The 25,454-nt window shown below is 68.5% G+C and carries 24 protein-coding genes; 16 read left to right on the top strand and 8 right to left on the bottom strand.

All coding sequences use genetic code 11. From position 1 onward, the window contains the following. From AC5JCN_RS05775 to AC5JCN_RS05745, 7 genes are all read right to left on the bottom strand, one after another. Positions 1-1,059, bottom strand: a 1,059-nt coding sequence (locus AC5JCN_RS05775) for a 1-deoxy-D-xylulose-5-phosphate synthase N-terminal domain-containing protein (protein WP_495754076.1), incomplete at its 3' end; no start/stop codon positions are given. Then, entirely contained in the window at positions 1,052-1,369 is a 318-nt protein-coding gene (locus AC5JCN_RS05770; protein WP_495754075.1) for a hypothetical protein, read from the bottom strand. The genes AC5JCN_RS05770 and AC5JCN_RS05775, both read right to left, overlap by 8 nt. A gap of 20 nt (positions 1,370-1,389) precedes the next feature. After that, complete coding sequence (locus tag AC5JCN_RS05765; protein ID WP_495754074.1) at positions 1,390-2,598, bottom strand: geranylgeranyl diphosphate reductase; 1,209 nt, start codon at positions 2,596-2,598, stop codon at positions 1,390-1,392. Between the two features lie 3 nt (positions 2,599-2,601). Next, positions 2,602-3,966, bottom strand: coding sequence for a BCD family MFS transporter (locus AC5JCN_RS05760; protein WP_495754073.1), 1,365 nt, complete (start codon positions 3,964-3,966; stop codon positions 2,602-2,604). Beyond that, positions 3,963-4,847: a chlorophyll synthase ChlG gene (gene chlG, locus AC5JCN_RS05755; RefSeq protein ID WP_495754072.1), complete on the bottom strand. Its 885-nt coding sequence runs from the start codon at positions 4,845-4,847 to the stop codon at positions 3,963-3,965. Before chlG ends, AC5JCN_RS05760 begins: the two co-directional genes overlap by 4 nt. A gap of 226 nt (positions 4,848-5,073) precedes the next feature. Continuing rightward, positions 5,074-6,513, bottom strand: coding sequence for a transcriptional regulator PpsR (gene ppsR / locus AC5JCN_RS05750; RefSeq protein WP_495754071.1), 1,440 nt, complete (start codon positions 6,511-6,513; stop codon positions 5,074-5,076). Between the two features lie 38 nt (positions 6,514-6,551). Next, the gene (locus AC5JCN_RS05745) at positions 6,552-7,427 is read right to left on the bottom strand and encodes a cobalamin B12-binding domain-containing protein (RefSeq protein WP_495754070.1); all 876 of its coding nucleotides are present in this window, start codon (positions 7,425-7,427) and stop codon (positions 6,552-6,554) included. Positions 7,428-7,695: 268 nt separating this feature from the next. Between AC5JCN_RS05745 and bchF the strand changes: the two genes are divergently transcribed. From bchF to idi, 16 genes are read left to right on the top strand one after another with little or no spacing between them, the layout of a single operon-like run. After that, on the top strand, positions 7,696-8,211 hold the full coding sequence (gene bchF, locus AC5JCN_RS05740; protein WP_495754069.1) for a 2-vinyl bacteriochlorophyllide hydratase: 516 nt from the start codon (positions 7,696-7,698) through the stop codon (positions 8,209-8,211). Beyond that, positions 8,208-9,485, top strand: a complete 1,278-nt coding sequence (locus AC5JCN_RS05735; protein WP_495754068.1) for a ferredoxin:protochlorophyllide reductase (ATP-dependent) subunit N — start codon at positions 8,208-8,210, stop codon at positions 9,483-9,485. The genes bchF and AC5JCN_RS05735 overlap by 4 nt, the downstream gene beginning before the upstream one ends. 3 nt (positions 9,486-9,488) lie before the next feature. Then, positions 9,489-11,072: a ferredoxin:protochlorophyllide reductase (ATP-dependent) subunit B gene (gene bchB, locus AC5JCN_RS05730; protein ID WP_495754067.1), complete on the top strand. Its 1,584-nt coding sequence runs from the start codon at positions 9,489-9,491 to the stop codon at positions 11,070-11,072. Beyond that, positions 11,047-14,766, top strand: coding sequence for a magnesium chelatase subunit H (locus AC5JCN_RS05725; protein ID WP_495754066.1), 3,720 nt, complete (start codon positions 11,047-11,049; stop codon positions 14,764-14,766). Before bchB ends, AC5JCN_RS05725 begins: the two co-directional genes overlap by 26 nt. Next, positions 14,763-15,650 carry a ferredoxin:protochlorophyllide reductase (ATP-dependent) iron-sulfur ATP-binding protein gene (gene bchL, locus AC5JCN_RS05720; protein WP_495754065.1) on the top strand — a complete coding sequence of 296 codons (888 nt, stop codon included), beginning with the start codon at positions 14,763-14,765 and terminating at the stop codon, positions 15,648-15,650. The genes AC5JCN_RS05725 and bchL overlap by 4 nt, the downstream gene beginning before the upstream one ends. Next, a complete protein-coding gene (gene bchM, locus AC5JCN_RS05715) occupies positions 15,650-16,348 on the top strand; it encodes a magnesium protoporphyrin IX methyltransferase (protein ID WP_495754064.1) in 699 nt (232 codons plus the stop codon). Before bchL ends, bchM begins: the two co-directional genes overlap by 1 nt. Then, positions 16,345-17,790 carry a BCD family MFS transporter gene (locus AC5JCN_RS05710; RefSeq protein ID WP_495754063.1) on the top strand — a complete coding sequence of 482 codons (1,446 nt, stop codon included), beginning with the start codon at positions 16,345-16,347 and terminating at the stop codon, positions 17,788-17,790. Before bchM ends, AC5JCN_RS05710 begins: the two co-directional genes overlap by 4 nt. 15 nt (positions 17,791-17,805) lie before the next feature. Further along, a complete protein-coding gene (gene puhA, locus AC5JCN_RS05705) occupies positions 17,806-18,585 on the top strand; it encodes a photosynthetic reaction center subunit H (protein ID WP_495754062.1) in 780 nt (259 codons plus the stop codon). Then, positions 18,582-19,235, top strand: coding sequence for a photosynthetic complex putative assembly protein PuhB (puhB, locus tag AC5JCN_RS05700; RefSeq protein ID WP_495754061.1), 654 nt, complete (start codon positions 18,582-18,584; stop codon positions 19,233-19,235). Before puhA ends, puhB begins: the two co-directional genes overlap by 4 nt. Positions 19,236-19,250: 15 nt before the next feature. Continuing rightward, positions 19,251-19,730: a photosynthetic complex assembly protein PuhC gene (puhC, locus tag AC5JCN_RS05695; protein WP_495754060.1), complete on the top strand. Its 480-nt coding sequence runs from the start codon at positions 19,251-19,253 to the stop codon at positions 19,728-19,730. Further along, entirely contained in the window at positions 19,727-20,032 is a 306-nt protein-coding gene (locus AC5JCN_RS05690) for a hypothetical protein (RefSeq protein WP_495754059.1), read from the top strand. Before puhC ends, AC5JCN_RS05690 begins: the two co-directional genes overlap by 4 nt. Further along, positions 20,029-21,114 carry a magnesium-protoporphyrin IX monomethyl ester (oxidative) cyclase gene (acsF, locus tag AC5JCN_RS05685; protein ID WP_495754058.1) on the top strand — a complete coding sequence of 362 codons (1,086 nt, stop codon included), beginning with the start codon at positions 20,029-20,031 and terminating at the stop codon, positions 21,112-21,114. Before AC5JCN_RS05690 ends, acsF begins: the two co-directional genes overlap by 4 nt. A gap of 10 nt (positions 21,115-21,124) precedes the next feature. Beyond that, positions 21,125-21,991: a putative photosynthetic complex assembly protein PuhE gene (gene puhE / locus AC5JCN_RS05680; RefSeq protein ID WP_495754057.1), complete on the top strand. Its 867-nt coding sequence runs from the start codon at positions 21,125-21,127 to the stop codon at positions 21,989-21,991. 16 nt (positions 21,992-22,007) lie between these two features. After that, positions 22,008-23,222: a 5-aminolevulinate synthase gene (gene hemA, locus AC5JCN_RS05675; RefSeq protein ID WP_495754056.1), complete on the top strand. Its 1,215-nt coding sequence runs from the start codon at positions 22,008-22,010 to the stop codon at positions 23,220-23,222. 4 nt (positions 23,223-23,226) lie between these two features. Beyond that, on the top strand, positions 23,227-23,922 hold the full coding sequence (crtA, locus tag AC5JCN_RS05670; protein WP_495754055.1) for a spheroidene monooxygenase: 696 nt from the start codon (positions 23,227-23,229) through the stop codon (positions 23,920-23,922). 13 nt (positions 23,923-23,935) lie between these two features. Then, positions 23,936-24,493: an isopentenyl-diphosphate Delta-isomerase gene (idi, locus tag AC5JCN_RS05665; RefSeq protein WP_495754054.1), complete on the top strand. Its 558-nt coding sequence runs from the start codon at positions 23,936-23,938 to the stop codon at positions 24,491-24,493. A gap of 6 nt (positions 24,494-24,499) precedes the next feature. Here the strand turns inward: idi and bchO are convergent, their stop codons facing one another. Then, entirely contained in the window at positions 24,500-25,423 is a 924-nt protein-coding gene (gene bchO / locus AC5JCN_RS05660; RefSeq protein ID WP_495754081.1) for an alpha/beta fold hydrolase BchO, read from the bottom strand. Positions 25,424-25,454 lie beyond the last annotated feature (31 nt).

Raw genomic sequence — 25,454 nt, 5'->3', positions numbered from 1 at the left:
GTCGAGGCCGGTGCCCGACGGCATGGCGGCGGTGACGGCGACGACGCGCTCGTCCTTGCGGGCGGCCCGGATGAGCTCCTGGGCGAAGACGCGGGTGTAGGCCGGCGCATTGGCCTTGGGCTTGGCCTGTGCACCGGTGACCACGTCGAAGGAGGAGACGCCGTGGTACTTGTCGGCCGAGGCCTCGGCCGGTGCGTAGCCCTTGCCCTTCTGCGTGACGACGTGGATCAGCGTCGGCCCCAGCTCGGAGTCGCGCACGTTGCGCAGCACCGGCAGAAGGTGCTCGAGATTGTGCCCATCGATCGGGCCGACATAGTAGAAGCCCAGTTCCTCGAACAGGGTGCCGCCGGTGACGAACCCGCGCGTCAGCTCCTCGGCGCGCCGCGCCGTCTCGTAGATCGGCTTGGGCAGGTGGCGGACGATCCGCTTTCCCGTCTCGCGCAGCCCGCGATAGGCGTGGGTGGAGAGCACGCGCGACAGATGTGCGCTGAGAGCCCCCACCGGCGGGGCGATCGACATATCATTGTCGTTGAGAATGACGATCAGCCGGCTGTCCATGGCGCCGGCATTGTTCATCGCCTCATAGGCCATGCCAGCCGACATCGAGCCGTCGCCGATGACGGCAATGACGTTGTTCGTCCCGGCCTGCAGGTCGCGGGCCACTGCCATGCCGAGGCCGGCGGAGATCGAGGTCGAGGAGTGCGCCGCCCCGAACGGGTCGTACTCGCTCTCGCTCCGGCGCGTGAAGCCGGAGAGGCCGCCGCCCTTGCGCAGGGTGCGGATGCGGTCGCGGCGGCCGGTCAGGATCTTGTGCGGGTAAGCCTGGTGGCCGACGTCCCAGATCAGGCGGTCGCGCGGCGTGTCAAAAACATAGTGCAGCGCCACGGTGAGCTCGACGACGCCGAGCCCGGCACCGAGATGCCCGCCGGTCACCGAGACCGCGTCGATCGTCTCTGCGCGAAGCTCGTCGGCGAGTTGGCGGAGCTCGTTCTCCTCCAGCGTGCGCAGGTCTCCCGGCGTCAGGACTGTGTCGAGCAGGGGGGTGTTGCTCTCAGACATCGGGGGCCTCCTTGCGGGGAGAATAGGAAAGATGCGAACGCAGGGACGCCGGCCAGCGCATCCACAGGTCGGCGATATGGGCGGCGAAGGCGCCGAGCAGCGGCAGGCTGACCGCTGTCCAGTCCCGACCGGTCAGCGCTGCGCGCAGCGCCAGCATCAGGAACACGCCTGAGAGAGCGGTGACCACGACGGCGGACGGCGCCGGCCCGCGGCCGGTAATGCGATTGAGCACGATGAGCACAATAGTCTCGGCCGCCACGATGGCGAGGACGAGATCGACGATACGGCCGCTGTCGAAGAGGGTGGCCATTGCGCTCTGCATGCCGGGCCCTAGGGCGAAACGAGCCGGAAGAGGTGGGCGAGATCCTTGAAGAAGATCTTCACGTGCGCGACCGGCTTCGAACGGACGAGGCGCTTGTTCATGTAGGAATCCCAGGTCAGCGCCTGAACGTCCTTGTCCCGGCACATGCTGACAAAGCGCTCACGCAGCATGTCGTTGCGGTACCAAACCGCCTGCATCATGCGCAGGATCCAGAAGATGCGGCCGTGGTCTCGCATGAAGCGGCGGCGGACGTCCGCCAGCCTGCGGCCGTCCCCGGCCGTCAGTGCCGCAGCCCCCTCCTCCGCAGCCAGCCTGCCGCTCAGCATTGCGTAGTAGATCCCTTCGCCCGAGGCCGGCGCGACGATGCCTGCGGCATCGCCGACCAGCAGCACGTCGCGTCCGTTGTCCCAACGCTTCAGCGGTTTGAGGGGTATGGGTGCGCCTTCACGCCGCAGGGTCTCGGCGGCCGCGAGGCCCGTTTCGGCCCGCAGGTCCCTGATGGCATCCTTGAGGCCAAAGCCCTTCTTGGCCGTGCCTGTGCCGACGCTCATCGTCTTCCCGTGCGGAAAGATCCAGGCGTAGAAGTCCGGCGACAGCGCGCCGCGGTAGTAGATGTCGCACCGCGTGGGGTCGACGGCGTCGCGGCTCGCTTCCGGGGTCCGGATGATCTCGTGATAGGCGAAGACGAACGGCGCCTTCCCGGCCTCGGGCAGCGCCTCGCGTGCCACGGCGGAGTTGGCCCCGTCCGCGCCGATCAGCAGGCGGGTGCGGACGCAGAGCGTCTCGGCGCCGCCGGCCGGGCGGTAGTGCACGAGCAGCGTGCCGTCCGCGTCTCGCGAGACCGTCTCGAACGTGGCGTCGACGCGGCTGGCGCCGCTCCCGGCCGCACGCTTCCGAAGCCATTCGTCGAAAACCTCGCGATCCACCATGCCGACATAGCCGCCGGTGCTGATGGGCATGTCGACCCGCTTGTCCTTGGGCGACACCATGCGCGCCGCCGTGATGCGGGCGCACAGGAGGTCGTCGGGAATGTCGAAGTCGCGGATGAGGCGAGGCGGGATGGCACCTCCGCACGGCTTGATGCGCCCTGCCCTGTCCAGCAGCAGCACCTCGTGGCCCTTGCGGGCGAGGTCGTCGGCCGCCGTCGCGCCGGCAGGGCCTCCGCCGACCACCACGGCGTCGAAGAGGGCGGGTCGTGGCTCCGGCGGCTTCATCATGGCCTACATCCCCTGTGAACCCGCGGTGGCGGCCTGGCCCAGACGGGCCGGAGCCCTGCGGGAGACCGCGCCACCCGACAGGCGGGCGGCGAGAACCGCCCCGCATACGAAAAGAACCGCCTCGCCGACGAACACCGAGGCGTAGGCGGTGGGCGCATCGGCGAAGACATGGCGAGCCACGTCCACTGCCACGGTGCCGCCGAATCCGCCGGCACCGAAAGCAATGCCCTGCGCGGCACCCCACAAACCCATGCGGGTTCCCTCGCGCCGCCCGGCGCCCGCGCCGGCGAGTGCCATCATCTGGCCGATGGCCGCAACCGCGAAGGTGCCGTTGCAGAAGCCGAGCGCGAAGATGGCGGCCCCGATCGGGTAGCCGGGACCAACGGCAGCCGCACCGCCGATGGCGGCCAGCGCGAGGCCGGAGCCGATGCAGCCGCCAATCATCCAGGCGCGCAGGTTGGCCAGCAGCGGATCGCGCGCGAGCGTCGTGACCAGCGCCACGAGGATCATGCCGGCGAGCACCCCGCCGTGCTGGAGGCCTGAGAGCGAGGTCGTCTGCCCCGGTGTCATGCCGAACACCAGGCCTGCGAACGGCTCGAGGATCAGATCCTGCGCGCTGTAGGCCAGCATGGAGACGAAGATGAAGATCGTGAAGCGGCGCGCCTCGGGCTCTGCCCACACTTCGCGCAGGGCTTCACGGAAGGGCGGCTTGGCGGTCGCCTGCTGTGCAGGCCGAGGCTCCGCGACTCTGCTCTCGACACCCCACACCGCGAGCACCGAGACCAGGAAAGCGATGACGGCGACGGTGGCGGTGACGGCAACGAGGCGGCCGGCGGAGAACGGATCGAGATAGCGGCCGGCCAGCGGCGCGGTCACGGCGAAGCCCGCGATCATCATCACCCAGACGATCGTGGCCGCGGCGCCCCGCCGGCGCTCCTGCGTGCGTGTCGCCAGCAGGGCCAGCAGCGACGTCCCGGCTGCTCCCACGCCGATACCGATGACGAGGAAGGCGACGACCGCAAGGGCCAGACCGGCCCAGAGATGCTCCATGGCGAGCCCGACCGCGACGGAGGCCCCGACACCGCCGATGGCCAGCAGCGCCATGCCGCCGATGATCCACGGCGTGCGGCGACCGCCGACGTCCGACCCGTAGCCCCAGCGCGGCCGCAGCGCCTGAACGGCATAGTGCAGCGTCACCAGGGCGCCCGGCACAACCGCCGGGAGCGCGAGTTCCAGCACCATGACGCGGTTGATGGTGGAGAGCATGAGGACGACGATGGCGCCCAGCGATGTCTGCACCAGACCGAGCCGGACGATGCTTCCCCAGCCGAGGTGTGCCGCTTCTTGATGGACCGCCGGGGCGCTCATGAGAGCGCCTGCATGGCAGGACGCAGCGCGAACGCAGCGACGAGCATTCCGAGGACGTAAAGTGTCGTGCCGGTGGCGTTGTACCAGGCCGCCTTCTCGCGCGGCGCCTTCAGCAGTGGCACCATCAGCACCAACTGTCCGGCGAGGAGTAGGCCGACGCCGGCGGCGTGCCACGGGCTGCCCCAGTGCACCAGCAGGCCGATCACCACGACCTGCGGAACGGCCATGACAGCGCAAGCAAGCCGGGCCGCGGTCCCCACGCCGAGTTGCACCGGGAGAGACGCGACGCCCATGCGCGAATCGCCCTCTACCGACTTGAAATCGTTGAGCGTCATGATGCCGTGGGCGCCAACGCTGTAGAGAAGCGCGAGAACGATGATGCGCCAGTCCGGCAGGGCCGAGGCCATCACGGCGGCGCCCGTGAGCCAGGGAAGGCCCTCATAACAGAGTGCAACGGCCGAGTTTCCCCACCAGCCGTTCTGCTTGAGCCGAAGCGGAGGTGCGCTGTAGGCCCAGGCGAGAACGAGGCCGACGATCACCGCCCCCAGGATCCAGGCGCCGAGCGCTGCCGCGACCGCGAGCGAGAGCATCGTCCAGAGCGTCGCAAGGTAGAAGCCCCACCGCCCGGGCACACGGCCCGACGGAATGGGCCGCTGCGGCTCGTTGATGGCGTCGACATGACGGTCGTACCAGTCGTTGACGGCTTGGCTCGTGGCGCAGACGAGGGGACCGGCCAGCACCACGCCAGCGATCACGACCAGCCAGTTGCCTTGCAGCGACTGTCCCGACGAGACGACGCCGCATGCGAAAGCCCACATGGGAGCGAACCACGTGATGGGCTTGAGAAGCTCCAGGAGAGCCGAGGGAGCCGGTCTGGACATGGTGCAACGCTAACAGGACAGATAGGAGTGTCAAGTTGGCGTTACACTCATTTTCGGGGACTTTGGCGACTGAAAGAGGCCGAAGAAGCCAGCGCGCGGATCCACGGCATCGGGCTCCGATCCCGGCGGACTCACGAACGGAGCAGGCGGGCAAAGCAGGTGCAGGCACCGCGAGGATGAGGCGCGGGAAGCGCCCGCGCTTAAGTGGCGCAGGCCGGGTGCTGGGCTATTCGGGCCCGTCGAGATCCCCGAGCCCGTATCGCCTCAGCTTGGCGTAAAGGGCCTGGCGGCTGAGCCCCAGGATCTCCGCGGCGGAAGCACGGTTGTCCCGTGTCATCTCAAGCGCCGCCTCGATGCACAGGCGCTCGATCATGTCGGTGGTCTCGCGCACGAGGTCCTTCAGGGCGACGCGGCCGACGAGCTCGGTGAACTGCTCCGGCGAGCGCGGCAGCGCCGACGTCTGGGCTCCGGCGGCAGGCGTCCGGCGCCAGCCCACGGCGCGGACCGTGAAGCCCATGCAGGGCTGCTCGCCCGTGGGAACCGAGACCGCGGCGATCTCGACCTCTTCGACCGAGCCGTACTCACCGCGCACGATCGTCGCGAAGTGGCGAACCGACCCATGCTCGCGCAAATTGGAGAGCAGCACGTCGAAGTCGACCGCCGGCCTTCCGATCCAGCGCGAGATGGGCTCGCCGCGCACCTGTTCCTCGGTCGCCATCTGGACAAGGTCGAGGAAAGCTCCGTTCGCGGTCAGGATGCGCCCGCCGGGATCGGTGACTGCCAGGCCTTCCGGCAGGCTCTCGACGACGGAGAGCAGGCTTGCCCGCCCACGCGGCACGCTTTCGCCCGCACCGGCGCCGAGCGGCGACACGCGGACGAGGAAATAGGCGAATTTCTCCTGGCGGAAGAGCGATGCGGAAACCAGCACCGGCTGCCTGCCTTCGGACAACCTTGCATGGACGTCGTCCACCCTTCCGGCCACGCGCACGGCGGCCATCAACGACTGGATGGCGGAGACGTTGTCTTCCTCGAACAGGTCGGCAAAGCCGCGGCCCACGAGGCGCTTTGCATCACGCCCCAAAAGGCGGGACGCAGCAGGGTTCAGCTCGGTAACGCGATTCGTGGTCGCGTCGACGATCAGGATCGCCTCGCCGGCGAGCTGGAAGAGTATGCGGTAGCGCGTCTCGGCACCACGGATGCGGGCATATTCCCGCTCCATCGCCTGCTGCGCATCGGCAAGCCGCTTCTGCAGCATCGCAAGGGAGCGGAGATCCCTGCCGATGGCAACGATTCGACCCTCGGTTCCCACGCGTACGGTGCAATAGCTGACTGGCAGGTCCGGTCCGCGCGGCGACGGATGGTTCACCTGCCGCCAGCGTGTGGGCGCTGCCGCCGAGGCTGTCTTCAGCAGATCCTCGATCTTGGAACGGCTCTCGACCGTCACCGTCTCGGACCATTTACGGCCGAGCCAGGCGTCGCCGCCCTCGTTCAGGAGGTCCTCGTTGCCGAACGAGATGTCGCGAATCACGCCATCGGGATCGATGACGAGCGCGACATCCGCTGCCGCAGCGATGAGCGTCGCGGCGACGTCGGGGTCGAGGTCCGCGAGAGACTCGTGGGGCGTCTCAAAATGTTTGGACGCCTTTGGGGGTGCCACAATCTCCATGACCGCCGTTCGCTCGATGCAACGTTGGAGGGGTCCTTTCAGCAGGCCGGTGCGCGCAGATCAAGCAGACTTTGCGCCAACAGCACCGCAGTCAGGCCGTCCGTCGCTGTCAGATCGGCCCCGACGATCGCGACCAGTTCCGGACGTTCGATAAAAAGGTGTCCACCAACCATGACACCGATGCCAGGGTTCCGGGAGGCCCGGCGCACCGCGCGGATGCACGCGCTCAGCGCCTCCAGCTTCGTCTCGGAGCTCAGTGAAAAGCCGATGATCCCGTAGCGGCGAAGCCCCACATGCTTGGCGGGATCGAGGTCGGAATCGCTTGTGACATCCCACCCGGACGAACGGAAAAACGATTCGACCATCGACAGGCCGAAGGTGTGCTGCTCGCCCGGTGCCGGCGCCAGCAGGATCTGCCGGTCGACCGTAGTCAGCGTGGGCGGACTAAGGAATTCCGGGCTCAGCTCGTGCAGAATGTTCTGGAGGCGTGCGAGACCGGAGGTCACATCCATAAAGTCGCAGATGTCCTCCTGCCACAGCTCGCCGAGGCGGCGGGCCGCCGGTGCCAGGACATCGAGGAACAGCGTCTCGCGTGCGACGCCGGCGGCGAGAAGACGCTCGACATGGGCGTAGGCAGGCTCGCCGTCGGCAGCAAGGATGAGGCGGACGAACTGGTCGATTCCGCCTTCGCCCGCAGTGGCGGGGAGGGGCGGGCCGACCGGCTGCCTGTGGGCCAACATCAGCCGGGGAATGATCTCGTTTTCGATGATCGCAGCCAGCCGGGCACGCGTCGCGTCAGTTGACACATCAGGGCGACGAGGCAGTTCCGCACCCGGAACGGGCATGCCGACCGGCATTCTGTCATGGCGATCCGGACGACCCGGTCCCTCGCCTCTATGCTCCTGCTGATCCATAGGAGCCCCTCCCGAATCTGGGCGAATTCAGCAACTTAGCGGGTCCGTACCTCCGTTGACCGGAACGTTTGTCGAAAGCCCCGAGCAAGCATCATAGGCCCAAGCGCCGCGCCTGAGTAGGAAAACTTGAGCGGCGCGCACCGACAGAATTGGCGTCAAACGAACTGGACGTCAAGTTTGATTGACACATCTGCCGACACGGCTCTAGCATCGACGAAACGCCGAGGCCGTTCAGTCACGAGCGGCGGAGGACGGGGGCAGAGACGTCATGGCGGACAGCGTGGTTCAGGGAAACGGAAGATCCCTCTACACGCCAGAGGAGCGGGCAAGGCGTGACCGCTCGCGTTGGACGCTGGTGCAGGGAGTGCTCGCTCCGCTCCAGTTCGCCGTCTTCCTGCTGAGCCTGTTCCTGGTGCTGCGCTTCCTCGCCACCGGCGAGGGATGGACGGCAGCGACCCTGTCGATCGTGGCAAAGACCGCCCTGCTCTACACCATCATGATCACCGGCTCGATCTGGGAGAAGGACGTCTTCGGGCGCTGGCTCTTTGCGCCGGCCTTCTTCTGGGAAGACGTCGTCAGCATGCTGGTGCTGGCGCTCCACAGCGCCTACCTCGGTGCTCTGGTGTTCGGCTGGCTCGACCCGCGCGCCCTGATGCTCCTCGCGCTCGCCGCTTATGCGAGCTACGTCGTCAACGCTGCACAGTTCATCCTGAAACTGCGCGCGGCGCGGCTCGAATCAGCTGCATCCCCGTCCGGGGCGCCGGCCATGGGGGTCGCGCGATGAGTGCCCCCATCGCAACTCCCACGGGCGGCTGCGTCGGCGCCCCCGTTCTTCGCCAGCGCGGACAGCGCGAGGTCTTCTGCGGTCTCACCGGGATCGTGTGGCTTCACCGCAAGATCCAGGACGCCTTCTTCCTCGTCGTCGGCTCCCGCACCTGCGCCCATCTCGTGCAGTCCGCCGCCGGCGTCATGATCTTCGCGGAGCCCCGCTTCGCCACAGCGATCATGGAGGAGCGTGACCTCGCGGGCGTCACGGACATGAACGATTCGCTCGACGAGGTCGTCGGGCAGCTGCTCGACCGCCGGCCCGAGATCCGGCTCCTCTTCCTTGTCGGGTCCTGCCCATCCGAGGTGATCAAGTTTGATCTCGGCCGCGCCGCCCAGCGCCTTTCCGGCGTGCATTCTCCGCGCGTTCGGGTGCTGCACTATTCCGGCAGCGGCATCGAGACCACCTTCACGCAGGGCGAGGACGCCTGCCTCGCCGCGCTGGTCCCGACTCTTCCCGAGGACCGCTCTTCCGAGCCCTCCCTGCTCGTCGCCGGCGCCCTGGCTGACGTGGTCGAGGACCAGTTTGCCCGCACCTTTGCCGAGCTGGGCATCGGCCCGGTTCGCTTTCTCCCGATGCGCCGGGCCGGCGACCTGCCGGTCATCGGCCCGCAGACACGGCTTCTTCTAGCTCAGCCCTTCCTCACCGACACAGCGAGGGCCCTGGAAGAGCGCGGTGTCCGGCGTGTCCCAGCCCCCTACCCTCTCGGCGTCGAGGGCACGACAGCCTGGCTGCGTGCCGCCGCCGACGCCTTCGGCGTTTCCGCTTCCCGGTTCGCAACCGTGACCGCACCCGGCATCGAGCGTGGCCGCCGGGCTCTCGAGCGTCACGCCGAGACCCTGGCGAGCCGCCGCGTCTTCTTTTTCCCCGATTCGCAGCTGGAGCTGCCGCTCGCCCGCTTCCTCTCCCGTGAGATGGGAATGGAGCCGGTCGAGGTCGGCACGCCCTACCTGAACCAGGCGCACATGGCGCCGGAGCTCGCCTTGCTACCGGAGGGCACGCTGGTGAGCGAAGGGCAGGACGTCGAGCGCCAGCTCGACCGCTGCCGTGCTGCAGCGCCGGATCTGGTCGTCTGCGGGCTCGGGCTCGCAAACCCGCTTGAGGCGGAGGGGCTGACGACGAAGTGGTCGATCGAGCTGCTGTTCACCCCCATCCAGGGCTACGACCAGGCCGGCGACCTCGCCGACCTCTTCGCCCGGCCGCTCGTGCGGCGCGCCAGGCTGGAGGTCTGAGCCATGAAACTGACGCTCTGGACCTACGAAGGACCGCCCCACATCGGCGCCATGCGTGTCGCCACCGCCATGGAGGGGCTGCACTACGTGCTCCACGCCCCCCAGGGCGACACGTATGCCGACCTGCTCTTCACGATGATCGAGCGTCGCGCAGCGCGCCCGCCGGTCACCTACACGACATTCCAGGCGCGCGACCTCGGCAGCGACACGGCGGAGCTGTTCAAGACGGCAGCGCGGGACGCCTATGAGCGGTTCCAGCCCGAGGCCATGATCGTCGGTGCGTCCTGCACGGCCGAACTGCTGCAGGACGATCCCGGTGGCCTCGCCTCGGCGCTGGGACTGCCGGTCCCCGTCATCGCGCTCGAGCTTCCCGCCTACCAGCGCAAGGAAAACTGGGGCGCGGCGGAGACGTTCTACCGTCTCGTTCGCGGCCTTTCGCCTGCACCCGGCTCGGTCCCCGCGCGCGAGGCGCACGGCCAGCCGACCTGTAACATCCTCGGACCGAGCGCGCTCGGCTTCCGCAACCGCGACGACGTGACCGAGGTGACCCGGCTGCTCGAACAGCTCGGCATCGCGATCAACGTGATCGCGCCCATGGGCGCCACGCCCTCCGCCCTCGCTCGGCTGCACGAAGCCGACTTCAACGTCGTGCTCTACCCGGAGGTCGCAGGGCTCGCGGCGCAGTGGCTGTCGCGCAGCTTCGGCCAGAAGTCGACGACGGTGGTGCCGATCGGTGTCGGCGCGACCCGTGACTTCGTCGTCGAGGTCGCCCGCCTGGCCGGCGTCGATCCGGCCCCGGCCCTTGCCGGCTCGCCCTCCCGCCTTCCCTGGTACTCGCGCTCGGTCGACTCGACCTATCTCACCGGAAAGCGCGTCTTCATCTTCGGCGATGCGACCCATGCCGTCGCCGCCGCCCGCATCGCGTCCGAGGAGATGGGCTTCTCGGTGTGCGGCATCGGTACCTATGGCCGGGAGTTCGCACGCGAGGTGAGGGCCGCCGCCGAGCGCTACGGCGTCGAGGCGCTGATCACGGACGACTACCTTGAAGTCGAGGCGAAGGTCGCCGAGCTGCAGCCCGAAATGGTGCTCGGCACGCAGATGGAGCGGCACATCGCCAAGCGGCTGGGGATCGCCTGCGCGGTGATCTCCGCGCCGGTCCACGTGCAGGACTTCCCGGCCCGCTACTCGCCCCAGATGGGCTTCGAGGGCGCCAACGTCATTTTCGACAGCTGGATCCACCCCCTGATGATGGGGCTGGAAGAGCACCTGCTCGGGATGTTCCGGGGCGATTCGGAGTTTCACGACGAGGCGGCCCCGTCCCATCTCGGCCACTCCACGACACGCCCGGCCCCTGCTTCCGAACCGGCCGGCGCAGCCGCCGCCGTGCAGGCCGAGGCCGCCGTCGCCGAAGCGTCCGTCCCCGGCACGCCGGGCTGGGCCGCCGACGCCGAAAAGGAACTCCGGAAGATCCCGTTCTTCGTGCGCGGAAAGGCGCGCCGCAACACCGAGACCTTCGCCCGCGACCGCGGACTTTCGCTCATCACCGTCGAGACACTCTACGATGCAAAAGCGCATTTCGGCCGCTGACATCACGCCGTTCCGCTTCGTCATCGTGACGATGGACACCCATCTCGCGAGCGCTGCCGAGCGCGCGCGCCTGGCGCTGATGGCCGAGATGCCTGGCCTCTCGATCGTGCTGCACGCTGCGTCCGAATGGGCGGACGATGCGGTTGCACTCGACCGCTGCCTTGCCGACATCGCATCCGGCGACGTCGTCGTCGCCACCATGCTCTTCCTCGAGGAGCACTTCGCCCCGGTGTTTGAGGCGCTCAAGGCGCGGCGCGAAAGCTGCGACGCGCTCGTCTGCGCCATGTCGGCCTCCGAGGTCGTGAAGCTCACCCGCATCGGCAAGTTCGACATGGGCGCCCCGCAGAGCGGTGCCCTCGCCCTCCTGCGCAAGCTGAAGGGCAAGAAGGAGCAGAGCGCGGAATCCGGCGCCAGGCAGCTCAAGATGCTGCGCCGCCTGCCGCAGATCCTGCGCTTCATCCCGGGCACAGCCCAGGACGTGCGGGCCTACTTCATGACCCTGCAGTACTGGCTGGCAGGGTCGGACGAAAACATCGCCAACATGGTCCGCATGCTGGTCGAGCGTTACGCGGATGGCCCAAGGCGTCCGTTGCGCGGTGCGCTGAAGGCGGCCGCCCCGATCTGCTACCCGGAGGTCGGCGTCTATCATCCCCGCATGAAGGGCCGCATCGGCGCACGCGCCGACCTCGTCCCCGGCAAGGGCGAGCGTGGCACGGTCGGCCTGCTGGTGATGCGCTCCTACGTGCTGGCCGGCAACGGCGCGCACTACGACGGCGTCATCTCGGCGCTGGAGGCACGTGGGCTGCGGGTGATCCCGGCTTTCGCCGCCGGTCTCGACGCCCGCCCCGCCGTCGAGGCCTTCTTCATGAAGGACGGCGTCGCCACCATCGACGCCCTGGTCTCCCTCACCGGCTTCTCGCTGGTGGGTGGCCCGGCCTACAACGACTCCCGCGCCGCCGAGGACATCCTCGCCCGCCTCGACGTGCCCTATGTCGCCGCCCAGCCGCTCGAACTGCAGAGCCTCGAACAGTGGCAGGGCGCCGATCGTGGGCTATCCCCGGTCGAGTCCACCATCATGGTGGCCATCCCCGAGCTCGATGGCGCGACCGGCCCGATCGTCTTCGGTGGCCGCTCGATCGCAGCGTCCTCGGGCAGCCAGCGCGACATGCGCTGCCACGACGAGCGTGCCAACATGCTGGCGGCTCGCGTCGCCCGCCTGGTGGGCCTGCGCCGCAAGGCACTGGAGGACCGCAAGGTCGCCGTCGTGCTGTTCAACTTCCCGCCGAACGCCGGCAATGTCGGCACGGCAGCCTATCTCTCCGTCTTCGCTTCGCTCTTCAACACGCTGAAGGGCCTGCGCGATGCCGGCTACGCGGTGGACGTCCCGGCCTCGGTGGACGCGCTGCGCGAGCGCCTCCTGAACGGCAATTCCCAGCGCTACGGATCATCCGCGAACGTCCACGTCCGCATCGCTGCCGACGATCACGTCCGTCGCGAGCGCTACCTGAACGAGATCGAGGCGCAGTGGGGCCCTGCCCCCGGCCGCCAGCAGAGCGACGGGTCGTCGCTGTTCGTGCTGGGCGAGCGCTTCGGCAACGTCTTCGTCGGGCTGCAGCCCGCCTTCGGCTACGAGGGCGACCCGATGCGGCTGCTCTTCGAGAAGGGCTTCGCGCCGACGCACGCCTTCTCCGCCTTCTACCGCTGGGTTCGCGAGGATTTCGGCGCCGACGCGGTGCTGCACTTCGGCACGCACGGCGCGCTGGAGTTCATGCCGGGCAAGCAGACGGGCCTGTCGTCGGCCTGCTGGCCGGATCGCATGATCCGCGACCTGCCGAACATCTATCTCTACGCCGCCAACAACCCCTCGGAAGGCGCGCTCGCCAAGCGCCGCGCCGCAGCGACGCTTGTCAGCTATCTGACGCCGCCGGTGACGCGCGCCGGCCTCTATCGCGGGCTCCTCGACGTCAAGGCGTCGCTCGAGCGCTGGCGCGGGCTGGACGCGGAGTCCTGCGCCGAGGCGTTCTCGCTCGCCGAACTCATCCAGACGCAAGCCGCGGCAGTCGACCTCGTGCCAGCAGAACCAGCCTGGGGCGAGACGGCACCGGCCGAAATCGCCCGCCTGAGCGACAAGATCCTCGAGCTCGAATACGCGCTGATCCCGCACGGCCTGCACGTGATGGGCGAGCCCGCATCGGAAGCCGAGCGTGCCGACCTGCTGCAGTCCGTCGCGACCTCCTCGCACGGCCTCGACCTGCCGACCGCGGCCGCCCAGGCGCTCGCCGCCGGCGCCACGCCGGAAGCTGTGCTCGCCATGCTCCCGGCCTCCGCTGACGGCAATCCTGCGGAGATCCTGACGGCGCTGAAAGCGCTGCGCCAGACGGGGGTGCTGCTGGCACAGGACCACGAGCTCCCCGCCGTTCTCCGCGCCCTGGACGGCCGCTTCATCCGGCCGGCGCCCGGCGGAGACCTGCTGCGCACGCCCGCCATCCTGCCGACCGGGCGCAACCTGCACGGCTTCGACCCCTTCCGCATCCCCAGCGCCTACGCCGTGGCAGACGGCACGAAGCAGGCCGAGCGCCTCGTCGCCCGCCACATGGCCGATGGCCAGCAGCTTCCAGAGTCGATCGCCATCGTTCTGTGGGGCACGGACAATCTGAAGAGCGAAGGCGGTCCGATCGCCCAGGCGCTCGCGCTGCTCGGTGCCCGCCCCCGGTTCGACTCCTACGGCCGCCTCGCCGGCGCGACGCTGGTGCCGCCGGCCGAACTCGGCCGCGCGCGAATCGACGTCGTGGTGACGCTCTCCGGCATCTTCCGCGACCTGCTTCCCCTGCAGACGAAGCTGCTGGCCGAGGCGTGCTGGCTGGCGGCCTCGGCCGACGAACCCGTCGAGCAGAACTTCGTGCGCAAGCATGCGCTGGCCTATCGCGACCGCCACGGCTGCGACCTGGAGACCGCTGCCCTGCGCGTCTTCGGCAATGCCGATGGCGCCTACGGCTCCAACGTCAACCACCTCGTCGAGAATGGCGGCTGGGACGACGGCGACGAACTCGCGGAGACCTATACGCGCCGCAAGAGCTTCGCCTATGGCCGCTCCGGCAAGCCGGTGCAGCACGCGGCCCTGCTCCAGAGCGCGCTGGCCGACGTCGACCTCGCCTACCAGAACCTCGACTCGATCGAGCTCGGCGTCACCACGGTCGACCAGTATTTCGACACGCTGGGCGGCATCAGCCGCGCGGTCAGCCGGGCCCGCGGCGGCACCGCGCCGGCCGTCTACATCGGCGACCAGACACGCGGCGAAGGCGTCGTGCGCACGCTCTCGGAGCAGGTCGCTCTCGAGACGCGCACCCGCATGCTCAACCCGAAATGGTACGAGGGCATGCTGAACCACGGCTACGAGGGCGTGCGCCAGATCGAGGAGCACGTCCGCAACACCATGGGCTGGTCTGCCACGACCGGCCAGGTGCAGCCCTGGGTCTACCAGCAGCTCACACAGACCTACGTGCTGGACGCCGCCATGCGCGAGCGCCTGGCCACTCTCAACCCGACCGCATCCGTCAAGGTGGCCAACCGGCTCATCGAGGCGCATGCGCGCGGATACTGGTCCCCCGACGAAGCGGTTCTCAACGCCCTGCATCGGGCCGGCGAAGAGCTGGAAGACCGGCTCGAAGGCATCACTGCGGAGGCAGCGGCATGAATCTCGCGATCCGGAAACCCGTCAACCGGTCAGACGGCAGCATGCAGGTCGAGCTCGACCCGAACGTCAAGATCGGGACGGCGAAGGTCTTCGCGGTCTACGGCAAGGGCGGCATCGGCAAGAGCACGACCTCGTCCAATCTCTCGGTCGCGTTCTCGAAGCTGGGCAAGCGCGTCCTGCAGATCGGCTGCGACCCCAAGCATGATTCCACCTTCACCCTGACCAAGCGCCTCGTGCCGACGGTCATCGATGCGCTGGAGGCCGTGCAGTTCCACTCGGAGGAGCTGCGCACCGAGGACTTCGTCGTCGAGGGATACAACGGCGTCATGTGCGTCGAGGCGGGCGGCCCGCCGGCCGGCACCGGCTGCGGCGGCTATGTCGTCGGCCAGACGGTGAAGCTCCTCAAGGAGCACCACCTGCTCGACGACACCGACGTGGTGATCTTCGATGTGCTGGGCGACGTGGTCTGCGGCGGCTTCGCCTCGCCGCTCCAGCATGCCGATCGCGGCCTGATCGTCACCGCCAACGACTTCGACTCGATCTTCGCGATGAACCGCATCGTCGCGGCCATCCACACCAAGTCGAAGAACTACAATGTCCGGATCGGCGGCGTGATCGCCAACCGCAGCGCCGGCACCGACCAGATCGACCGCTTCAACGACGCGGTGGGGCTGCAGCGCCTGGCGCATTTCCCCGACCTCGACGTGGTGCGCCGCAGCCGCCTGAAAAAGTCCACGCTCTTCGAGATGGAGAGCTCGCCGGAACTGGAGGCCGTCAAGGCCGAGTACATGCAGCTGGCAGCGCGCCTGTGGGCCGGCGTCGACGAACTCGACGCCAGGCCCATGAAGGACCGCGACCTGTTCGAATTCCTGGGGTTCGACTGATGCCCACCATCACCTACGACCGCCGCAAGGGTCAGCTGGAGACTTACTTCGACCGCACTGCGGCCGAAGCCTGGTCGCGCCTGACGTCGGACGCGCCGGTCAGCGGCATCCGCGCCACGGTGCGTGCCGGTCGCGACCGGATGCGCGCCACGCTGCTCGGCTGGCTGCCGGAGGATCTCTCCGGCCGCAGGATCCTCGACGCGGGTTGCGGCACCGGAGCGCTGGCCGTCGAGGCCGCGCGGCGCGGGGCCGAGGTCGTCGCCATCGACATCTCGCCGACGCTGGTCGGCCTCGCCCAGGAGCGCACCCCGCCGGAGCTCGCCGGACGCCTGCACTTCCGGGTCGGCGACATGCTCGACGAGACGCTGGGACGGTTCGACCACGTCGTGGCGATGGATTCCCTGATCCACTACGCCAGCCGGGACGTGACCAAGGCGGTAGGCCGCCTTGCCGCGCGCACCGACCGCTCGATCCTTTTCACCTTCGCGCCCCGCACCGCGCTGCTGACCGTGATGCACACGGTGGGCAAGGCGTTCCCGCGCAGCGACCGCGCCCCCGCCATCGTCCCCGTCACCGAGAGCGGCCTGCGCCGCCTCGTGGCCGCGGAGCCGGGCCTCTCCTCCTGGCAGGTGGAACGGACAGAGCGCATCGCCAGCGGCTTCTACACCTCCCAGGCCATGGAGGTCCGGCGGCCATGAACGCGCTGAAGTCAGCCAGCATCCAGGCCCTGAAGACACTCGGGCCGGCCTTCCTCCCCTTCGCCGACGCGGCGACGCCGGAGCTGCCGATGGGCCGCCTTCTGCGCCTGTCGCTGTTCCAGGTGACGGTGGGAATGGCCGCGGTGCTGCTGATCGGCACGTTGAACCGCGTGATGATCGTCGAGCTCGGCGTCAAGGCCTGGCTCGTCGCGGTCATGGTGTCGCTGCCGCTGCTCTTCGCGCCGGCCCGCGCCATCATCGGCCACCGCTCCGACACCTACCGGTCGTTCCTGGGCTGGCGCCGCGTGCCGTTCATCTGGTTCGGCACGATGCTGCAGTTCGGCGGGCTGGCGATCATGCCGTTCGCGCTGATCCTGCTCTCCGGCGACACGACCGGCCCGTGGTGGATCGGCCATGTCGGCGCGGCCCTCGCCTTCCTGCTCGTCGGCGCCGGGCTCCACACGGTCCAGACCATCGGCCTGGCGCTCGCCACGGACATCGCGCCGGCGCAGGCGCGTCCGAAGGTGGTGGCGCTGCTCTGCGTCATGCTGCTCGTCGGTATGATGGTCAGCGCGGTCGTCTACGGCGCCCTGCTCGCCAATTTCAGCCAGCTGCGCCTGATCCAGGTGATCCAGGGTTCAGCCGTCCTCACCATCGTCATCAACCTCGTCGCATTGTGGAAGCAGGAGGCCCGCAACCCGGACCGCACGCGCCCTGATGTGAAGCACGAGGATTTCCGCACCGCGTGGCGGGGCTTCCTGGCCGGCGGAAAGGCGAGCCGCAGGCTGGTCGCCACCGGCATCGGCACGGTCGCCTTCAGCATGCAGGACATTCTGCTCGAACCCTATGGCGGCCAGATCCTGAAGCTCTCGGTGGGCTCGACGACGGCCCTCACCGGCGCGCTCGCCACTGGTGGCGTCGTCGGACTGATCCTGGCGGCCAGACGCCTCGGCCGCGGAGCGGACCCGCATCGTGTGGCCGCACTGGGCGTGCTCGCCGGCATCTTCGCCTTCTCGGCGGTGATCTTCGCCGGCCTGCTGCAGATGGGCTGGCTGTTTGCCGCCGGCGTGACGATGATCGGCTTCGGTGCCGGCCTGTTCGGCCACGGCACGCTCACCGCAACCATGGCCTCGGCCCGCGACGGCTCCGATGCCGGCCTTGCGCTGGGGGCGTGGGGCGCCGTCCAGGCGACGGCGGCCGGGCTGGCCATCGCGACCGGCGGCATCCTGCGCGACGGAGTGGCAAGCTGGGCTTCGACCGGCGCGCTCGGCGAGGTCATGGCCGAGCCGGCCTCCTCCTACACCTTCGTGTACCACCTCGAGATCCTGCTGCTCTTCGCCACCCTCGTGGCGCTCGGTCCGCTTGTCGCGCGCCGGGTCCGGAGCGGCTCCGGTCATTCCTCTTCCCAAACCCAGCTCGGCCGTCTGGCCGTGTCCAACTGACCTCCGGAGGTCATCATGCCCAGGGGCGCACTTACCGAATATCTGGACGTGGCTCAGGTCACGCTCTACGCGTTCTGGATCTTCTTCGCGATGCTGATCTTCTACATCCGCCGCGAGGATCGTCGCGAGGGTTATCCCCTCGAGAACGACAAGACAGGCGAGCTTGGCTGGGTCGGGTTCCCCTTCATTCCCGAGCCCAAGTCCTTCATCCTGCCGAATGGCCTGGGCACGGTGTCGGTTCCCGACGGCCGGCGTGACCGCCGCCCGCTCGCAGCCGAGAAGATCGCGCCCTTCGCCGGCGCTCCGCTCGAGCCGACGGGCGATCCCATGATCGACGGCGTCGGACCCGGCTCCTGGGCCGAGCGCGCCGACAGGCCCGACCTCGACACCCACGGCAAGCCGCGCCAGCGGCCGCTGCGCATCATCGGCACCTACACCGTGCATGAGAACGATCCGGACCCGCGCGGCTGGGCCGTGGTCGGCATGGACGGCTCGGTGGGCGGCAAGGTGACCGACCTGTGGGTCGACCAGCTGGAACAGACCATCCGCTACCTCGAGGTCGCGACGGATCCGACCGGCCAGAGCCGCACGGTGCTGCTGCCGATCAACTTCGTCCAGCTGGATACCAAGCGCGGCGAAGTCTACGTCCACGCCGTGCGCGGGTACCAGTTCGCGACCGTGCCGACGACCAAGAGCCCCGACCAGGTCACCCTGCTCGAGGAAGACATGATCATGGCCTATTACGGCGGCGGTACGCTCTATGCGACGCCCCAGCGCGCGGAGCCGATCCTGTGAGCGACGAATTCGACGTCGAGCCCATCCCGGGCCTGCCGGCGCTGCCACCCAAGGGTGAAACCATCCTGTGGCAGGGTTCTCCCGAATGGCGCTCCTTCGCCATTTCGGCCATGCATGTGCGCATGGTGTTCGCATGGTTCGGAGTGATCGGCGCGTTCCGGCTGGCGAGTGCATGGCATGACGGAGCCGTGACCTCGCTGGTCTGGACCCAGATCGCCTTCCTCGCGCTGCTGTCGCTGATCTCCGCGGCCCTCCTCTGCGCCTTCGCCTACGCGGTGGCGCGGACGACGGTCTACACGGTCACCAACCGTCGCGTCGTCATGCGCTTCGGTGTGGCGCTGCCGATGACGGTGAACCTGCCCTACAGCCAGATCGACGGCGCCAATCTTCGCGCGCTCGAAGATGGATTCGGCGACATCCCGCTGGTGCTGGCCTCCAACCGTGGCCTCTCCTGGATGGTGCTGTGGCCGCATGCCCGGCCGTGGCGGTTCTCGCGTCCCGAGCCGATGCTGCGCTCGATCCCGGATGCCGCTTCCGTCGCGGCGCTCCTGGCGCGAGCTTTCTCTGAAACCCAGCCCGCCCGCATCGGCGTGGTCGACACGGCCGCCCCGCGCGACGGCGCCCGGCCGCATCTCGCCCCGGCCGGCTGATCAGGAGAGCAGACCATGTCAGCCGCAGCGAACTCCCCCCGGCCCCGGAGCTACCAGCACCGCTTCCCGCGACTGCCGCTCTACACGGCATTCGTGCTGGTGCTGTTCAGCATCGCCGCCGTGGGATTTGGCCGCTACACGGGAATCGGGACGGTCCTGACGCCGGTCACCTACCCGATGGCGGTGCGCGACGTCCGCTTCGTAACGGCCGAGAACGATGTGATCACCGTCATCGACGGCGTCACGGGCGACACGATCGAGGTTATACCGTCCGACAAGGACGGGTTCATCCACGGCGCGCTGCGGGGCATCCAGCGGGATCGCAAATTGCGCGGCATTGCTTATGACGAGCCCTACCGTATCATCCGGTGGGACGACGGCCGGCTCACGCTGTCCGATACGTCCACCGGCATGCGGGTCCAGCTCGATCCGTTCGGCCCCACCAATGCGGGTGCCTTCGCCCGCTTCCTCGAAGGGAGGAGCATCCCCCAATGAACTGGTCGCTGCTGTCGGGCCGTCAGTCCGTCGACGTGCCCTGCGTCATCGAGGTCGAGAACACGTTCGAAAGCCTGCACGCCCATGTCAGGCTCAAGGACGGCATCCTGATCCAACCCGGCGACGAAGTGCGCGTCCATGGAGAGCCCGTCGAGGTGCCCTATGGCGAGAAGCGAGTGCTCGAGCGCATGGCCACCGTGAGCAGGGCCGGCTGGATCGAGCGCCTGTGGACACGCGCCACCGGTGACCTCGAATTCATGGAACTGTGCGAGTTCAGCTTCTCGGAGAAGGCAAAGCTATGAACGCCCACGCACGCCCCCAGGCGATCGGCCAGGCCGACGACGTCAACGAGACGACCCGCATCGCCCAGCAGGACACCCTGCTGACGCCCCGCTTCTACACGACCGATTTCAACGCCCTCGACCGCATGGACGTGTCGTCCGTGCGCGGCGAGTGGGACGCCCTCATCGCCGAGATGAAGGCCGACCCGAACAGGGGCCACTTCCGCCGCACCTCGGAGTGGGAGACGATCGACCTCAACTCCCTCGAGCCGGAGCTCCGCAAGGAGTTCGTGGACTTCCTCGTGAGCTCGCTGACGGCCGAATTCTCGGGCTGCGTGCTCTACAAGGAAATGAAGAGGCGCGGCACGAACCCCGACATCTGCGAGCTTTTCTCCTACATGAGCCGCGACGAGGCCCGCCATGCCGGCTTCATCAACGACGCTCTGAAAGAGTTCGACATCGCGGTGAACCTCGGCTTCCTGACGAAGGCGAAGAAGTACACCTACTTCCAGCCGAAGTTCATCTTCTACGCGACCTACCTGTCGGAGAAGATCGGCTACGCCCGCTACATCACGATCTTCAGGCACCTCCAGGCGAACCCGCAGCACCGCTTTCACCCGATCTTCAAGTGGTTCGAGCAATGGTGCAACGACGAGTTCCGCCATGGCGAGGCTTTCTCGCTGCTGATGAGGGCCAATCCGTCGATGATTACTGGCCTGAACAAGCTGTGGGTGCGCTTCTTCCTGCTTGCGGTCTTCTCGACCATGTATGTGCGCGACCATGCCCGGCCGGCCTTCCACAAGGCGCTGGGCATCGACATCAACGACTACGACATGCGCGTCTTCCGGCTGACCTCGGAGATCTCCAAGCAGGTGTTTCCGCTCACCCTGCCCGTCGACGACCCGCGGTTCCTCGCCGGCCTGAAGAAGCTGCAGGTCATCGCGGTGAAGATGCAGGAAGCGACCGAGCGCGGCGGGATCGGCGGCAAGCTGGCGAAGTGGCGTCTTACCGCAGGGGCTGCGCTGACGTTCGCGCGGCTCTATCTGCTGCCCGTGAAAGCCAACGCCATCCCCGAGACCAGCCGCCTGCAGCCGGTCTGGTAGGAGCAGAACCGTGGAATCCGTCGGCGTCGCCATCGCCTTCGCGCTGTTCGCCTGGTGGTTCTCCACCGGGGCGATCCTGATGCTGGTGCGCCTGCCACGCGCCATGCATGGCGCAGCGATGGTCGCCATGGGCGCTCTCGCGGCCCTCGCCCTTTGGGGCCTGGCCGCGACGCGCGACGACGCGACGCCCTCGGGCGCGCTGGCGGGCTTCACCTACGGGCTCCTCATCTGGGGCTTCCTGGAGACGGCGTTCCTGCTGGGGTACGTCACGGGCCCACGCCGCATCCCGCAGTCTCGCGATGCGACCGGGCTCACGCGCTTCCGGCAGGCTTTCGACACGCTCTCCTTCCACGAGCTCTCGATCCTCGCGGCCGGGGTCGTGATGATGGGCCTGACTTACGGCTCCGCCAACGAGGTGGGCACCTGGACCTTCCTGGTGCTCTGGGCGATGCGCATCAGCGCCAAGCTCAACCTCTTCTTCGGCGCGCCGAACGTATCGGCGGAGTTCCTGCCGCGACATCTCGACTATCTCGCCAGCTATTTCGCGCGGGGCCGTGTTTCCGCCTTCTTTCCGCTTTCCGTGACGCTCGCGAGCCTGCTGTTCGGCGTCACGATGCACGCCGCGGCGACGGCCGGCACCCCGTTCGACCTGGTGGCGAAGACCCTCGTCGCCACGATGCTGGGGCTGGCCATCGTCGAGCACTGGTTTCTGGTCCTTCCGCTGCCCGACGCCGCACTGTGGCGCTGGGCGCTGAAAGGCCCTGCAACGACCCCCGAGGCCCTGGAGGCCGTCGTCCCCGAGCCGGCGAACGATATCGCGCCGGCTTCCCTCGCCGCCCGCACGGGCAGCACGCCGAGACATAATGCCGTCCCGTAACGGCCCGGAGACCGTCATGGATTACGAGAGTTTCTTCACCTCCCGCATCGAGGACCTCCACAAGGAGGGGCGCTACCGGGTCTTCGCCAATCTCGAGCGGCATGCGGGGGAGTTTCCGAACGCCACGCGCCACGGCAAGGCCGGGGCCAGCGAGGTGACGGTGTGGTGCTCGAACGACTATCTCGGCATGGGCCAGCACCCCAGCGTGCTCGCCGCCATGCACGAGGCGCTCGATCGCTGCGGAGCCGGCGCCGGTGGCACGCGCAACATCTCGGGCACGAACCGCTACCATGTCGAGCTCGAGCATGAGCTCGCCGACCTGCACGGCAAGGAAGCGGCGCTTCTCTTCACCTCGGGCTACGTCTCCAACTGGGCGTCGCTCTCGACGCTCGCATCGTTGCTGCCCGACTGCGTCGTGCTGTCGGACGCCGGCAACCATGCGTCGATGATCGAGGGTATCCGCCACAGCCGGGCGGACCGGCTGATCTTCAAGCACAACGACCCGCAGGACCTCGACCGGCTCCTGTCCCAGGTCGCGCCGGGCCGGGCCAAGCTCGTCGCCTTTGAGTCCGTCTACTCGATGGACGGGGACATCGCGCCGATCGCCGAACTCTGCGACGTCGCCGAGAAGCATGGCGCCATGACCTATCTCGACGAGGTGCACGCGGTCGGCCTCTACGGCCCGCGCGGCGGCGGCATCGCCGAGCGCGAGGGGATCATGCACCGTCTCACGGTGATCGAGGGAACGCTGGGCAAGGCCTTCGGCGTGGTCGGCGGCTACATCGCCGCGTCGGCCGCGCTCTGCGACTTCGTGCGCAGCTTCGCCTCGGGCTTCATCTTCACGACCGCCCTGCCCCCGGCGGTCGCGGCCGGTGCGGCTGCGAGCATCAGGCATCTCAAGACCAGCCACTCGGAGCGTGCGCGCCAGCAGAACCGCGTTGCCCTGCTTCGCCGCAGGCTGGACTCCGTCGGGATCCCGCACAAGCCCAACCCGAGCCACATCGTGCCGGTGATGGTCTGCAACCCGGTGAAGTGCAAGTGGATCAGCGACGTGCTGCTCGACCAGCACGGCATCTACATCCAGCCCATCAACTATCCCACCGTTCCGCGTGGAACGGAGCGGCTGCGCATCACGCCTTCTCCTCTGCACACCGAGCAGGATATCGACCGGCTGGTCGGCGCGCTGGAGTCGCTGTGGTCGCAGTGCGCGCTCAGCCGCGCCGTCGCGTGAGACGATGCAGGCCGTCTCGCTGTCCTTCTTCCGCTTCCAAGGGGTGAAGGACAAGGCGTGGGCCTTCGGACAGATGCAGTTCGCCCGGCCCTTGCTGGCCGGGATGCCGGGCATCGGTTTCTGGAAGCTCTTCGGATCGGGCACGGGCGAAGGCTTCACGCCGGTGCCCAATCTCGGTGCCTATGCGGTAATGGCGACGTGGCCGGAGATCGGCGCGGCCCGTGAGGCCGTGTCGGAGGGCAGAGCGTGGCGACGCTATCGCGACCATGCGAGCGAAACCTGCACGATCTACATGTCTGCCGTGTCGTGCCGCGGGCAGTGGGACAGCAGGGCGCCTTTCGAGGTGAGCCCGGCGCCGGACCTGCCGAGCCCCATCGCCGTCATCACGCGCGCTACGCTGAAGAAGCGCTATGTGCTGGACTTCTGGCGAAACACGCCCGGCATCAGCGTCACCGTGCGGGAGCAGGACAGGCTGCGCTTCAAGATCGGCCTCGGAGAGGTGCCCTGGGTGCAGCAGGTGACATTCTCCATCTGGGACGACCCGGATGCGATGAAGGCCTTCGCCTATGGAAGCCAGTCCCACGCGGAGGCCATCAGGGGTGTCCGCCGGAACGGCTGGTTCAAGGAAGAGCTCTATGCGCGCTTCCGCGTCCTCGGCACGGAGGGAACGTGGGACGGCCGGCCGCCGTTGGCGGCGTGAAGAGGACGAGACCATGATACCCGACGCGCCCATCGGCGGGGCCCGCATCCTGCCCGGAGACCTGGTGATCCCCGGCATCCTCGCCGACGGGTCGCTCTATCCCATCGAGAAGCTCGAGGCGCATCGCCAGGGCGCATTCCACCTGGCCATCTCCGCCTTCGTGTTCAGCGGCGGCGAGTTGCTGATCCAGCGCCGCGCGCTGGCCAAGTACCATTGCGGAGGCCTGTGGGCGAACACCTGCTGCACACATCCGCACTGGGGAGAGAGCGTCGGCGACGCCGCCGAGCGCCGGCTGCGGGAGGAGCTCGGCTTCACCACGCCGCTCCTGCGCCGCCGCGTCGTCGAGTACTCGGCCGATGTTGGGAACGGCCTGCACGAGCATGAGCGGGTGCACATGTTCACGGCCGAGGTGGACCGCGACGATCTCGCGATCGCGCCCGACCCGGACGAAGTCGCGGAGACCCGGTGGGTCTCGGCCCCTGTCCTGCGCAGCGAGATCGCGGCCATGCCCGAGCGTTTCACGCCCTGGTTCCGCATCTATGTCGAGCGCTTCCCCGACCTTGTGATCTGAACCGGCTCAGCCGGCGTCCGGCTGGGCATCCGTTTGCTCGGCCGGCAGGGCGCCGCACCGGCGCGCGAGGTCGAACGCCAGCGCCGCGATGTCGACCGGCTTTTCCTCATGCGCGAGATGCCCCAGCCCGGCCACGCGGATGACGCGTGCGTCGGACGCAAGCCTGCGCACCTGTGCCGCCTGCTCGGGTGGCACGGTGCGGTCGTTGGCTGCTGCCACGAGGTAGAGCGGCACGGGCAGGCGCTTCAGGTCGCGCTCGAGCGGTGCGAGATCCCAGGACGCCATCATGCCGAGCGCCCCCGCGACGTGGCCGCGGTCGCCCGCCAGGCGGGAGTAAAGCCCGAGGCCGCGCTCATCGAGGTGCGAGCCCGTCTCCCCGATCAGCCGGTCGGTGACGCGGCGCTGGCCCGCGTGCCAGGCGAAGAGCGAGGGCGTCAGGGGGTTCAGCACGAGCATCTTGGCCAAAGGCGAGAAGAACTGCCCGACCGCTCCGCGGAAGCTGAGGAAGGCGCCGTTCAGCGCCATGATGCCCCTGGGTGTAATCTCGCCGTCGATGGTCATTCGGCTGAGGATCGCCGCCCCGGCTGAATGGCCGATCGCGAAGGCGGGGGGCGGTGCGCCGGTCTCGCGCAGCAGTTCCGACAAAGCGGCCGCCATGCCGGGCAGCGAGCGCTGCGCCGCCGGTGCGCCGTCGGTAAAGCCATGGCCGGGAAGATCCGGCGCGATCACGGTGAAGTGCCGGGCGAGCGCGGGCGCGAGATCCCGGAAGGAATGAATGGAGGCGCCGGTGCCGTGCAGCAGCAGGCAGACGGGCCCCTGCCCCATCCGCATCACGAGCCAGCGCAACCCTGCGGCACGGACGAAGGAACAGGCGTCGCGGTTAGGCCAGTCACGGCCGTCGCGAGTCCAGTCGAGGGTTGGCCTTGTCACGCCGAAAGGGGCGCGGTCGCCCGCGCCCCTG

The organism is Alsobacter sp. (genome assembly GCF_059501845.1).
This window is presented reverse-complemented; position numbering and strand designations above follow the sequence as displayed.